General features: G+C 48.3%; 11 protein-coding genes, 1 pseudogene and 1 riboswitch. Of the genes and pseudogenes, 10 read left to right on the forward strand and 2 right to left on the reverse strand.

The annotated features are described in order from the left end of the window. Window positions 1-140: 140 nt before the first annotated feature. The 3 genes from AC50X8_RS24155 (at window position 141) to AC50X8_RS24165 (ending at window position 2,494) form a co-directional block, all read left to right on the forward strand. Complete coding sequence (locus tag AC50X8_RS24155; RefSeq protein ID WP_494881961.1) at window positions 141-476, forward strand: hypothetical protein; 336 nt, start codon at window positions 141-143, stop codon at window positions 474-476. A gap of 14 nt (window positions 477-490) precedes the next feature. Next, window positions 491-1,189, forward strand: coding sequence for an SDR family oxidoreductase (locus tag AC50X8_RS24160; RefSeq protein WP_056035619.1), 699 nt, complete (start codon window positions 491-493; stop codon window positions 1,187-1,189). Between the two features lie 56 nt (window positions 1,190-1,245). Continuing rightward, window positions 1,246-1,327: riboswitch (ZMP/ZTP riboswitch) on the forward strand. Window positions 1,328-1,372: 45 nt separating this feature from the next. Further along, window positions 1,373-2,494: a GNAT family N-acetyltransferase gene (locus AC50X8_RS24165; RefSeq protein ID WP_063892563.1), complete on the forward strand. Its 1,122-nt coding sequence runs from the start codon at window positions 1,373-1,375 to the stop codon at window positions 2,492-2,494. Between the two features lie 164 nt (window positions 2,495-2,658). On the opposite strand, the gene AC50X8_RS24170 is transcribed toward AC50X8_RS24165, so the two are convergent. After that, window positions 2,659-3,861 (reverse strand): MFS transporter, encoded by a 1,203-nt coding sequence (locus tag AC50X8_RS24170; RefSeq protein ID WP_056035622.1) that lies wholly within the window; start codon window positions 3,859-3,861, stop codon window positions 2,659-2,661. Window positions 3,862-4,018: 157 nt separating this feature from the next. Between AC50X8_RS24170 and AC50X8_RS24175 the strand changes: the two genes are divergently transcribed. Continuing rightward, on the forward strand, window positions 4,019-4,606 hold the full coding sequence (locus tag AC50X8_RS24175) for a TetR/AcrR family transcriptional regulator (protein WP_056035627.1): 588 nt from the start codon (window positions 4,019-4,021) through the stop codon (window positions 4,604-4,606). A 131-nt stretch (window positions 4,607-4,737) separates the two neighbouring features. Here the strand turns inward: AC50X8_RS24175 and AC50X8_RS24180 are convergent, their stop codons facing one another. Beyond that, entirely contained in the window at window positions 4,738-5,604 is an 867-nt protein-coding gene (locus AC50X8_RS24180; protein ID WP_056035628.1) for an AraC family transcriptional regulator, read from the reverse strand. A 147-nt stretch (window positions 5,605-5,751) separates the two neighbouring features. Here AC50X8_RS24180 and AC50X8_RS24185 point away from each other — a divergent pair, with 147 nt between their 5' ends. The 6 genes and pseudogenes from AC50X8_RS24185 (at window position 5,752) to AC50X8_RS24210 (ending at window position 12,674) form a co-directional block, all read left to right on the forward strand. Then, entirely contained in the window at window positions 5,752-8,451 is a 2,700-nt protein-coding gene (locus tag AC50X8_RS24185; protein WP_494881964.1) for a family 78 glycoside hydrolase catalytic domain, read from the forward strand. Window positions 8,452-9,275: 824 nt separating this feature from the next. Beyond that, a pseudogene (locus tag AC50X8_RS24190) lies at window positions 9,276-9,563 on the forward strand (COG4705 family protein); the annotation flags it as partial. Window positions 9,564-9,743: 180 nt separating this feature from the next. Beyond that, complete coding sequence (locus AC50X8_RS24195; protein WP_494860583.1) at window positions 9,744-10,340, forward strand: biliverdin-producing heme oxygenase; 597 nt, start codon at window positions 9,744-9,746, stop codon at window positions 10,338-10,340. Window positions 10,341-10,472: 132 nt separating this feature from the next. After that, complete coding sequence (locus AC50X8_RS24200; RefSeq protein WP_494881966.1) at window positions 10,473-10,820, forward strand: PAS domain-containing protein; 348 nt, start codon at window positions 10,473-10,475, stop codon at window positions 10,818-10,820. A 59-nt stretch (window positions 10,821-10,879) separates the two neighbouring features. Then, on the forward strand, window positions 10,880-11,206 hold the full coding sequence (locus tag AC50X8_RS24205; protein WP_494881968.1) for a hypothetical protein: 327 nt from the start codon (window positions 10,880-10,882) through the stop codon (window positions 11,204-11,206). After that, window positions 11,184-12,674, forward strand: coding sequence for a diguanylate cyclase domain-containing protein (locus AC50X8_RS24210; protein WP_494881970.1), 1,491 nt, complete (start codon window positions 11,184-11,186; stop codon window positions 12,672-12,674). Before AC50X8_RS24205 ends, AC50X8_RS24210 begins: the two co-directional genes overlap by 23 nt. The last annotated feature ends 118 nt before the right edge of the window (window positions 12,675-12,792 follow it).

Below are 12,792 nucleotides of genomic sequence, written 5' to 3' on the forward strand. Positions count from 1 at the left end.
ATTCGTTTACACTTGTAAACGATATTTAAAGTTTACAAGTGTAAACGAAACGTGTCAAGCTTAAATCGTGATCCCCGTATATTTTCTTTCGTCAGAAAAATAAGGGAAATATGTGAGCGGAGCTTGCATTTAGCGCCTATTTGAAGGACAATGGCTTCATTGTTCTGGAAGCGATTGCATTAAAGCAAGAGACTGAGCTGGTTAAAGCAGCAATGTTTTTTGAAGTGCAGCAGCTAAGGAGCTATTTTCAGACGTGGTCGGTTTCTGATAAGCATTTTGGTCTCATACATTATGATTCCGATGAGGAGATGTTGCCTGGCTGCCAAGGCTTTAACAGCGTGTACAGCTACGCTCGTGTAAGGAGGGCGATAGCGGAAACGTGGGACAATGAGTCGGAGTGGATGGTGCAGCTGCGTAGCAGATTGGAGCAGTCGCTTAAGGAAGCGGAAGCTTCCTTCGGGAAAGAAATTAAATAGAGGGAGCTGGGAGCATGAACATTTTAATTACAGGTGCAGGGCGAGGACTTGGCTACGAGTTGACGAGTGAGGCGCTGGAGCGCGGACATGCGGTTGTGGCGGGAGTTCGATCACCTAATGAGACTAATGAAAAGCTATCGGCACTTACTGAGAAGTATGGTGAGCGGCTGTCGATTGTGGAGCTGGATGTCACGAATGAGGAAGGCATTGCAGCGCTCGCTTCACAATTGAAGGAGCAGAACGTGAGCCTTGGAGCAATCATTAATAATGCAGCGATTCTCAATTCTCGAAATACACACATCGAACAGCTGGATTTTAAGGAAGTTGCGCTGACGATGGATATTAATGTATATGGGCCTATGCGTGTCGTGAAGCATTTGCTGCCTTTATTAACGGAGAAGGACGCTGCCATTTTTAATATTTCTTCTGAAGCGGGCAGCATCACGCATGCTTATCCAGGCGATTATCCTTATGCGATATCCAAAACAGCGCTCAATATGTTCACGCAGCAGCTTCATGTATATTTGCAAAAGCGGGGCATTCAGGTGCTCAGTATTCATCCTGGCTGGATGCGGACGGATATGGGCGGTGGAGAAGCGCCGCTGGATGCGAGCCACAGCGCTCGCGGCATTATTGGGCTATTGGAGCAGCGCCGCACGCCGGACAGCCGCTTTATGTTCGTTGATCATGAAGGTAATGCAATGCCGATTTAAAAAGTCGGAATTAGTTGTTGACAAATAACGGCTTTCCGCTATACTAGCATTAATTATTTGGTATGCGTAACTGGCGAAAACGCAGAGCACTGCGGTGGAGCGCATATGTCATAGCAGCCGTTCGCCTGGGCAAAGTATTTGGTCAAATGACCAAATACTTTTCTATTTTAAGGAGAGGTCGAATTGAAGCAGACGAGAAATGTAGCGGTGTTAGTTTATGAGAGAGTGGATACACTTGATTTTGCTGGTCCGTTTGATATATTCGCCATCTCGAGCGGCAAGGATAGGGATTTTAACGTATACACGGTTGGAGAGACGAAGGAAGCTTTGCATACGCTTAGCGGAATTGCGATTACACCAGCGCATAGCTTCGACGATTGTCCTATGCCTGATATATTAATCGTTCCTGGTGGCATGGGATCGCGTACGGAGATTCATAATGAGAAGCTTACGAGCTGGATTCGCCAAACGGCACAGCATGCTGAACTTATTTTATCTGTATGTACAGGTGCGCTGCTGCTGGCCAAAGCGAATTTGCTGGATGGACTCCAGATTACAACGAATCGCCGGGCACTTGATCTGCTGCGTGAGCTTGCGCCTTCCAGTGTGACGATTGTTGAGAACGTGCGCTATGTGGATAACGGAAAAATCGTCATGTCCGCAGGAGTGACGGCTGGCATGGATGCTGCACTTTATGTCGTGGCAAGGCTGCACGGTCAGGAGCGGGCTGAGCAAACAGCAGCTACTATTGAATATGATTGGCATGAAGAGAAAGTACAAAACAGCCTCCACTTGGCAGTGTCTGCATCGAAAGCCGAGCTTGAAATTAAACGCGCCGCATCTGATGATCTGGAAGCGATGCTTCGTTTATACAAGGAAGCAGCCCGCTGGATATATGAGGCGAAAGGCTTGCGCCAGTGGAGCGAGGATTCTTTTACAATGGAATATTTAGAGAAATTCATTAGGGAAAAAGAAGTGTTCGTCGCTTACTTGCGGGGCGAGCTTGCGGGCTGTTTTTCGGTCGAGTGGGGCTACGAGCCGATCTGGGGAGAGCATTTTCATACGGATGCCGGTTATGTGCATCGGCTGGCTGTATCTCGCAGTTTCAAAGGGCAAGGTCTTGGCGGTCAAGTGCTTGCGTGGTCGGAAGCATATATTCGCGGGCGTGGAAAAACCTGGATGCGCCTTGATTGCATGGCGGAAAATCCGTCGCTTAACGCTTTTTATGTTAGCCAAGGCTTGAGCTTATGCGGCAGATACGATGCAGAGGGCTGGAGCGCAAATTTATATGAGAAAAAGCTGTAACCGCCTATGAAGGGGAACTGCTATAGCATCCACCGGAGGGTGAGTTGTTATAGGTCCACAAAAAGGAAGCGCTGGACTTGCCAATACAAGACTGGTTCAAGCAGCGCTTCCCCTTATTTTTTAATTCCGCTGTAAGAAATTTCTTTTTACCAAGCACGAAGGTTTTATGCATTCCCTGATGGCTGCTTTGCCTCGGTTAAGTAATATAGAAAGGCAAGTACCGGCAGAGCGATACCGATCAGGGAAGCTAAAGCCCATCCCCCATAAGCATAGGCCCATCCTCCCAAAAAAGACCCCACGGCTCCGCCGATGAAGAAAATAGCCATGAATAGGCCATTAAGGCGTCCGCGCATCTCACTGCCTAGCGAATAGATAACGCGCTGGCCCAACACAAGATTTCCTGACACCCCCATATCCAAAACGATAGCAGCAACCAGCAGTAACGTCAAAGCGGCGAAAGAATCCCCTCGGACGAGATAGGCTGTCAAAAAAGCAAGGGCAGAAACGGCAATCGCGATGCCGCTCAGCAATTTAGTCAAACCACGATCAGCCAATCTGCCGGCAATAGGCGCCGCTACGGCTCCTGCTACACCAGCGAGAGCGAATAAAGCGATGCCTTGCTGCGTCAAATGAAAATATTCGGTTAAACGCAGTGGAATGACGGTCCAAAACAAACTAAAGGAGCCAAATAAACAAGCTTGATAAAAGGCGCGGCGGCGCAAAATAGGCGTTGCTTTCAAAAGCGAGCCTAAAGAACGGATCAATGCCCCATATTGGAGGGACGGTGTTGGTTTCCGCTGTGGAAGCGCACGGGATAGAACAATTGCGAGCAATATGATCACGATAGCAGATAAAATAAATACCGCCCGCCATCCCCAATATTCCGTTATGAGGCTGGCTAATGGCCGAGCAAACATAATGCCTAGCAGCAGACCGCTCATTACATTGCCTACAACACGACCGCGCTGTTCATCCGCTGCAAGGAAAGTGGCATAGGGGACAAGAATTTGCGCAGCAACCGAGCCTATTCCTATAAATAAAGCGGAGATGAGGAAGGTGGCTGTATTAGGGGCGAATATCGTTCCGATTAGCGCGATAATGACGACAACTAGTGAGGCGGTAACCAATCGGCGGTTTTCGATCAAATCACTGAGTGGGACGATAAATAATAAACCGACCACATAGCCTACTTGAGTTAGCGTTACAATTAGTCCTGCTGCTCCTAAGGGTATTCCGATGGAGGAACTGATCGGCCCGATTAACGTCTGGGCATAATAAAGATTAGCTACAATAAGACCGCAAGCAGCGGCTAAAAGAAACATAAGCCAGTTCGGAATGGATTTCTCCTTGGACTGTAAGTTGTTCATAACATCATGCCTTCTTTCTGCTCAAATGGGTGGTGCGAATCCTTTTTTTAATTATGGCTATATTATATACTAAACGTACAGTATTTAAAATGTTTTTTTTCAACGCGCCCAAAATTTTATATAATATAAAGAAAGTCCACAAAAGGAGCTATGACCATTGAATATAAAAAGAGGGCGACCTCGCAACGTTGAAGCGGAGCGTGCTATTTTAACGGCCTCCTACAACTTGCTGCTTGAAATCGGATTTGGCGGCGTTACCGTTGAGAAAATTGCCGAGCAGGCACAGGTGAGCAAAGCGACGATCTACAAATGGTGGCCTAATAAAGGTGCCGTTGTAATGGCTGGTTTTATGTATGCCATCACTGCAAGGCTGCCAATACCGGATACGGGCGCTGTATATGAAGATATTTTGCTTCATGCGACTAATTTATCCCGATTTTTAACGAGCCGTGAAGGAGAGGTGATTACGGAAATTATCGGAGAGGGGCAATTTGATGCGAAGCTTGCTGCTGCATTGCGGGAGGAGTATGTCCGTCCTCGCCGATTGGAAGCAAGGCAGCTGCTCATGCGAGGGGTAGAGCGGGGGGAACTGAAACGGGAGCTAGATATTGAATTGAGTATTGATTTACTTTATGGGCCGATTTTTTATCGCTTGTTAGTTACAGGAGACGGGCTGGAGGAAAGCGTGATTAAGCAATTAATAACGGGCGCTTTCGAAGGAATGAAGCAAGAGAGGGGACAATAAGCTGCCGATACCATAGCCGTATATTTGCGTTGTACCCTCTGAAGAAACCGTCAATACGATGATGAGTGACACGTATGGTGATACGGGAAATCCGATGCAAATTATTAAAAGCCTGCTTTAAGCTGTCAGTTTCATCTAAACTGCTTGCGATATTGGCCAGGCGTCTGGCCGACTCTTTTCTTGAAAAGCGCATTAAACGAATCAATGTGGCTATAGCCGACCATTTCGGCAATTGTACTAATTTTAAGCTGTGTTAAGCGTAAATGCTCACAGCTTTTTTGTATGCGCAGTTGGTTCAAATAGTTGCCAAACGTTTGTCCGGTGTGCTGGAGAAATAGACGCTGTAAATGCCGAATGCTCCAGCCGGATCTTGTGGCCAGCTTCGCGAGTGTCAGCTCTTCATGAACGTGCTGCTCCATAAACTGAATGAGCAGGTTGAAGTGCGACACATCCTTTATTTTCAACGGGCGGTTGTCGCTTCGCAGTCGGTGAATGGTTATGACCAGTTGCAGGAATAACGTGTATAGATAAGTGTCCGCTCCTGCTGCCGAGAAGGAAAACTCCTGATACATCGCCACGAGCAATTTTTCAATTGAACCATCGTGATCCTGAATCGAATGATAGGTGGCTTGACCATTTTGCAGCTCATCTAAATACTGCTCCAGCAGCGGATCGGTAAACAAGGTGGACATCGCAAGCAGCAGCTGCGGCGCAAATAAGCAATTATATACGATGAGCGGATGCTGGGATGGGTCAGGGGAGGAAGGCCTGAACACATGTGGAACGCCGACTGGTATCGTGAAAAACAACCCTTTGCTCACGGCAACAATATCGTCTCCAATATGATGAAAGCCTTTCCCTTCAGCCACAAAGTTGAACTCTATAAAATCATGGGCATGGAGGGGAACCTTGAAATCCTCCTGATAGCGATTGACGAAAATCGGAAGCTGATTGCCAAAAAAATGATCGCCTTTATACCATTGCACAGGTTTTTTCATCGATAAGCACCTCCTTAATTAGATGGCTGAATGACCGGGATATGTTGGCCTTTTTACAAGGATTGTCACTGAAAATGGACGCTATAATTATACGATAACAGGGTAAGTGATGAACAGCAGCTTTTCCTGATTAGAGGAGGTCGTCCCATGGTCCAGATCGCAAAAGTCAGATGTGAATATTTGAAAAATCCGCTTGGCATTGATGTGCCGCATCCTAGAATCAGCTGGCAAATCCAATCAGAGGAAAGAGGCATTCAGCAGCAGGCCTACCAGCTGCAAGTTTCATTGGAGCCAGAGTTTGGACAAATTTTATGGGATTCTGGCCGGAACGCTTCTGGTCAATCCGTTCATGTTGTGCTGGATCAAATCGAGCTGCAAGCGCGCACGCGATATTATTATCGGGTCAAGATGTGGACTACCGGGTTGTCTTTGGAAGGCAGCGTTTGGTCGGAAACGGCCTATTTTGAAACCGGTCTCTTGGATTACAGCGCGTGGATAGCGGAGTGGATTAGCGCGCCTTCCGATTTCGCTGCGACGGAAGAGGATGCGGAGCGCATTCCGCTGCTCCGAACTTTTGTCACCGTTGAAAAAACGGTCAAAAGCGCCCGGATTTACGCTACGGCACTAGGCATGTATGAGCTGCAATGGAATGGCAATCGCATTGGCAACGACTATTTTACACCGGGCTGGACCAGCTACGGCAAACGGCTGCAATATCAGGTGTATGATGTAACGAACCAGTTGGCCGTTGGCACGCATGCGATTGGCGCGCTGCTGGGCAATGGCTGGTACAAAGGGGAACTCGGCTGGAAGCAGGAGAAAGAGACTTATGGTTCACGCGCTGCGCTGCTCTTCCAGCTTCACATTAGCTATGAGGATGGTACGGAGGAAGTTGTCGTTTCGAATAATGATTGGCAAGCGGCTGGAAGCGCGATTCTAATGTCCGAAATGTATCATGGCGAGCGTTATGACGCCCGTTTGGAATTGGACTGGCATAGCAGCCAAACGGCGGATTCAGACGTATGGCAGCCAGTTGAAACGATTATACATCCTAAGTCGATCATAACCCAGCAGGTAAATGAGCCTGTTCGCCCCGCCGAAACACTGAAGCCGATTGCTGTAATCCAAACGCCAGAGGGCGATACGGTGATTGATTTTGGCCAAATCATGGTCGGCTGGGTAAAATTCGAAGTCGAAGGCGCCGCTGGACATAGGGTTGAATTGCAGCATGCGGAGGTGCTAGATCAGGATGGAAACTTCTATATGGGCAATATTCGCCGGGCCGAGCAGCGTATCCAATATACGTTGAAAGGGAATGGGAAGGAATCGTTTGAGCCGCATTTCACCTTTCAAGGCTTCCGTTATGTGAAGCTGACAGGGTTTAAAGCGCCGATTGAGCTCGAAGCTTTCCGTGGAATTGTGCTGCATTCGGATATGGAGCGTACAGGGTTTTTCGAATGCTCGGATGCCAAGGTGAACCAGCTGCATCATAATATCGTCTGGGGGCAAAAGGGCAATTTTGTCGATGTGCCGACCGACTGCCCGCAGCGCGATGAGCGGCTAGGCTGGACGGGCGACGCGCAAATGTTCATTCGAACGGCTTCCTATGTGATGAATGTTGCCCCATTTTTCACTAAATGGCTGCAAGATTTGAAAGCGGATCAGACGCCGGAAGGGGGCATTCCGTTCTACATCCCTAATCTGAAGCCTGAGTTTTCCGAAGGCTGGGGAGACACAAGCCATTCCTCTGCGGCTTGGGGCGATGCGGCGGTTATTTGTCCATGGACGATGTATGAAGCGTATGGCGATGCTAGGCTGCTGGAGGCGCAATATGACAGCATGAACCAATGGATTCAGTACATTTATGAGCAGGGGAGCAACCCTTATTTGTGGAACACGGGATTCCACTTTGGCGATTGGCTGGGGCTTGATTCCAAGCCGAACAGCTACGTCGGGGCCACGGACAGAGATTTTATTGCAACGGCCTATTACGCTTATTCGGTATCGCTTGTCGCTAAAGCGGCGAAAGCATTAGGGAAAGAAACGGAAGTGGAGCATCTTGCTGCTTGGCATAAACAAATTATTGCCGCATTCCAGCATGAGTTTCTGACCCCGTCCGGGCGGCTGTCTGTACCGACACAAACGGCGCAGGTGCTGGCGCTGCGCTTCGGCCTCGTGTCAGGGGCGGCGAAAGAGAGGGCCGAGCAGAAGCTTGCCGAGCTGCTAAAGGAACAAGATGACCATTTGACGACAGGATTTGTCGGTACGCCTTATTTGAATCCAGTGCTTAGCGAAGCTGGGCGCAATGATCTAGCTTACCGTTTGCTGCTGCAGGAGGATTATCCTTCCTGGCTCTATCAAATTACGAAAGGCGCGACGACGATTTGGGAGCATTGGGATGGCATCAAGGAAGACGGCAGCTTCTGGAGCGAGGATATGAATTCCTTCAATCATTATGCCTACGGTGCAATCGGAGAATGGCTGTACAGCTACGTGGCTGGCATTCAGCCAGACGAGGAGGAGCCGGGATTCAAGCATGTGAAAATCAGCCCGCAGCCGGGACCAGGTTTAACATGGGCGGAAGCAAGGCTTACAACGATGTATGGGGTAGTCGTTTCCTCTTGGCGCCGTATGGAAGCAGGACGAATGGAAATTCAAGTGACGGTGCCGGGCAATGCCCGTGCGACGCTAAAGCTTCCAGAAGCGCATGCGGCAGCCGATGTGCTGGAAAATGGCATTGCACTATCGCAAGCGGCGGGCATCACCGCGATTCATGAAGAAGCGGGAAGCGTTACGCTGGAGCTGGGCTCTGGCCAGTATCATTTTGCATACGATAGATATTTATAAGGTGTAACGGTGTTTAAGTAATAGGATTCCACTTGAGCGTGTGTGCAAAAGTAAACAATCCAGTTCCAGATCCAAATCCAGATCCAAATTCTGAGTGAAAAGGAATATCTCTCCTCAAGAATGTGAACCTGCTTACCCGAAAAGTTACGTTGTGCTCCTCGTTTCAGGGGTTTGCTCCGTGAGCAAATCCTACCAAGACACCAAGACACCAAGACACCAAGACACCAAGACACCAAGACACCAAGACACCAAGACACCAAGACACCAAGACGCCAAGGCACCAAGGCACCAAGGCACCAAGGCAGATTTGGTGGACACAGCAGCCGCTATTTTCACCGAATCGTGGATTATGGCACCGGCGGCGGACACAGGAGCCGCTATTACACTGCCCATCGCCATTTTGAGGGGATGATGAGGGCAATAGCGGCTTTCCTGTCCGCGTGCGGCCTGAAATCGAAGGAAAAGCCAAAATAGCGGAACCTCAGTCCTCCAAAGGAGGAGGGAAAGCCCGGAGCTGTGTGATTTCAGCAACAGTGGATTCATCAGCAGTCTCAGCAACAGTAGCCTCAGCATCAGTGGTCCCAGCCACAACCGGATGCTGTGGTTCCTTAAGCCTTGAATCGTCAGAAGAGATTGGCCGCGAATAAGCGCTAAGCCAGGAACAACTGGCCGACTCACGTATGCATACACACCCCAATGTATAAAAATGTTTGACGAAAAAGTCTGGTTTTCCAGGCTTTTTTTATTTTTTAATATATAGAAATTTAATAACCGGTTAACTAATAATTAATTAGCTTTGCGTATGCTAAGAAAAAAATGCTTGGATGCAGCTTGGCTATTTGACTTCGGCACTTATATTCGCAGCCATTATTGGCGCTGTAACGTCTGCCTATTACCGTTATCAATGCAATGCGGTGTTGGCATTTTGGATCGCCTATATTGTTACGCGGCCATTAGGAGCATCGCTTGGCGATTATTTGTCCCAGTCAACGGATGACGGCGGATTAGGCTTTGGAACTGTAGGAACAAGCGCGATTTTCCTGGTTTGCCTCTTAGGCAGGATTGTCTATTTAACCCGTTCGAAAAAGGATGTTATAACGGCTAGCGAGTAGGCCTTGTTACAAAAATCCATGGAGAAACACTTTGATTATATTAATTTTCTCAGTTATAATTATGTATTGATTATAAGGTGAAAAATCATATTTTCAGCGTGAAGCACAGCGATGTTTATGCAGACAAGTGTTTCTTCTTTAAGGCGAAAAGCCTATAAATGGATAGGAGTGAACGCCCATATGAACGTCATGGCTCGATTGAAGGAAGAGACTGCTGTGAATCACAAGCAGATCGAGGACAACCGCTTTGCCAAAGCCATTATGAATCAAACTTTAAACGTAACGGACTATTCCCTTTACTTACAGAAGTTTTACGGTTTTATTAAGCCGGTAGAACGCCATATTGCCGCTCTATCAGAAGCGCAAAACGTGCACGAGCTTGGCGAGTTTATTCAAAACCGGGCCAAATCCCCGCTGTTGGAACGCGATTTGCTGGCACTTGGTTTAAGCGAAGAGCAGCTGCAGCAGCTACCGGAATGCCAGCAGCTTCCTAAACTAGCTACAGTGGCCCAGATGCTTGGTTATATGTATGTGATTGAAGGCTCCACAATGGGTGGGCAAATTATTACGAAGCAGGTTCGCAAATTTCTGCCGCTTACGGACAACGCAAGCGAAGGCACGGCGTATTTTAACGCTTATGGTACCGAAACGAGAGCGAAATGGGCGGAATTCAGCCAATTTGTAAGCGAGTCTGTATTAACGGAAGAAGAGGCTACTCAGGTCGTTGAGACGGCGAAGCAAACGTTTCTGACTCTGGAGGTTTGGTTTAATGTTTAACCGAAAGCTAGACAATCCTGCCTTGAACCGCACGTTATTGACAGGAGAAGATTGTGTCACCCAAGACAGCATTGACCTGACGAATTGCGATAAGGAACCGATACATATTCCAGGCTATATTCAAAGCATGGCGTGCTGCTGGCAGCTAGAATGGATGCTCCTAACGAGATTGTGCAATGCAGCCGCAATACAAGCGAATTACTGGGCATATCTTCGGAGGGGTTGTTGGGGCGCTCCTTGGCAGAGCTCATTGGAGAGCAGTCGGTTAAGGAGATTTCGGATCGCGAACTGGCAGCATCTAACACATCTGACTTAAATTATTTGAATGTTACAATTGAAGTCGGCGGGAAACCGTCCGACTTTTTCTGTGTTGTCCACGAAAGCGAAGGGCTCATTATCGTGGAACAGAGCCGGTATCGGAAGATCAGGGGCCGGATCATGATGATTTTGGCTGGATTCGCCATTTTTTCGGAAAACTAAAGCATGCAGAGAATCGGGCTGAAGCGAGCCAGGTAGCTGCTGAGGAAATCCGCAAAATAATGGATTATAACCGGGTCATGGTCTATGAGTTCGATAAGGAATGGAACGGCAAGGTGATCGCCGAGTCCAAGGATGAGGGACTTGAATCTTTTTTCGGCCACCATTATCCCGCATCGGATATTCCCAAGCAGGCGAGGGAGCTGTATTTGCGCAACTGGCTTCGCGTCATCGTAGATGTAGCTTATGATCCGGTAGAAATTGTGCCTGCCGTTCAACCGCTCACGGGCAAATCACTTAACCTTAGCCTGTCGGTGCTTCGCAGCGTATCGCCCATGCTTGCAAAACATGGGTGTGGGGGCAACGATGACCATATCGTTGATTCATGATAATCAGCTGTGGGGATTAATTACTTGCCATCATTATTCGCGTAAATATATTTCTCATCGGGTCCGCAATTTGTGTAATTTTCTCGGTTCTTTTTTCTCCAGTGAATGGTTTCAGCGGCAGCAGCTTGACGAATATGAGCGTGAAGCGAGATTGCGGAAATGGGCTTCCCATCTTGCCAGTATTTTTGTGGGGGATAATAATCCCATTCGCCTTATGGACCAGTTGAAGCAAGAGGAATCGAACCTGCTGAATTTGATGAGCGCAACAGGAGCGGCGGTCTGTTACCAGGAAAAGCTGCTGCTGCTTGGGGAGACGCCGACGGAAGCGCAGGTGGAGCAACTGGCACAATGGCTGGCCGAGCAATCGTTAGATCATGTGTATCAGACTTCAAGTCTTAATGTGGTGCTTGATTTGGCGAAAAGCTACAAAGAGCTTGCTTCGGGCGTACTATATTTGGCGTTGTCTCCAGGACATGAAAACTTTATTATGTGGTTCCGGCCCGAGCAAGTACAAGTCGTTCACTGGGCTGGCGATCCGGCAAAAGCGGTTATTCAAGGCGATGACGGCATTCGTCTGTCACCGCGTAAATCTTTCGAGAAATGGAGACAGGTCGTTGAGTCAACGGCGCTATCCTGGTCGGATCAAGAGCTGCGAATGCTGCCTGAGCTTAAGAGCATCGTCATGAGGCATACGGAGGAGCAGCTTCGTCAAGCTCAATATTTAGCTATGCACAATTCCGCCATTGTCCGCAAAAACGAACAACGCTATATTCAGCTCATGGAAGCATCGTCTGTACCCTTTTTCACCTTAACCAATCGTGCATTTGTTTACGCGAACAGCCAGGCGGCGAGACTGCTCGGAGAAGTCGCTGCCAAAACGCTTATGGGACGCCCGTTTATGTCCTTCGTGCATGACAGCTCCCAGGCCGAGTTTGAGGCGCAGTTTCAAGAATTGGAACAGGACCCTTTAAACATAACAACCGTTATCGGCCGGATAAACAAGTCGGATGGTCAAATGATCGTTCTTGAGTTCATGCTCGTATCAGTCGTGTATGGAGGCGAGAACTCCATCATGGCCATTGCCCGGGAATATCAAACAGATGCCAATATGGAAAATGTGTATTCCGACATGTTAACGCAGCTGCAATCGCTCACGACAACGGATCCTTTAACCGAACTGCCTAATCGCCAAGCCTTTTATAAGGAACTGGCTGACGATGTGAGAGAAGGCGCAGAGCGCGGCTATTCGGTGGCCCTTTTAATGGTTGATATGGATGATCTGCGTATTTATAATGCCCTGCAGGGCTTTAACGTTGGCGACTCCTGTCTTCAGTATATAGCCGATTTGCTATCGGTCATGGGAAGGCAGGGAGAAGTCGTTGCGGGAAGGCTGGAAGGCGGGACGTTTGTGCTGTACAAAGCGAAGCAAGCCGGGAAAAATCGGGCTGTGCTGGAGAAGTGCTTTTAAGCTGCAATGAAGCATGGAAGCTTTCCTTAACGATGGTTGAATCCAAGCATTTGATCTGCGGATCAGATGCTTTTTTAATGCTATAGTATGGCGGTGTGTTATCACATTAATCATGTTA

Source organism: Paenibacillus sp. JT22N15 (assembly GCF_059383755.1).

Bases quoted from the DNA above. Each gene is read 5' to 3' on its own strand.
- AC50X8_RS24160 (WP_056035619.1), top strand. From the start codon at position 491: ATGAACATTTTAATTACAGGTGCAGGGCGAGGACTTGGCTACGAGTTG.
- AC50X8_RS24170 (WP_056035622.1), bottom strand. From the start codon at position 3,861: ATGAACAACTTACAGTCCAAGGAGAAATCCATTCCGAACTGGCTTATG.
- AC50X8_RS24180 (WP_056035628.1), bottom strand. From the start codon at position 5,604: ATGAAAAAACCTGTGCAATGGTATAAAGGCGATCATTTTTTTGGCAAT.
- AC50X8_RS24185 (WP_494881964.1), top strand. From the start codon at position 5,752: ATGGTCCAGATCGCAAAAGTCAGATGTGAATATTTGAAAAATCCGCTT.
- AC50X8_RS24195 (WP_494860583.1), top strand. From the start codon at position 9,744: ATGAACGTCATGGCTCGATTGAAGGAAGAGACTGCTGTGAATCACAAG.
- AC50X8_RS24205 (WP_494881968.1), top strand. From the start codon at position 10,880: ATGGATTATAACCGGGTCATGGTCTATGAGTTCGATAAGGAATGGAAC.
- AC50X8_RS24210 (WP_494881970.1), top strand. From the start codon at position 11,184: ATGACCATATCGTTGATTCATGATAATCAGCTGTGGGGATTAATTACT.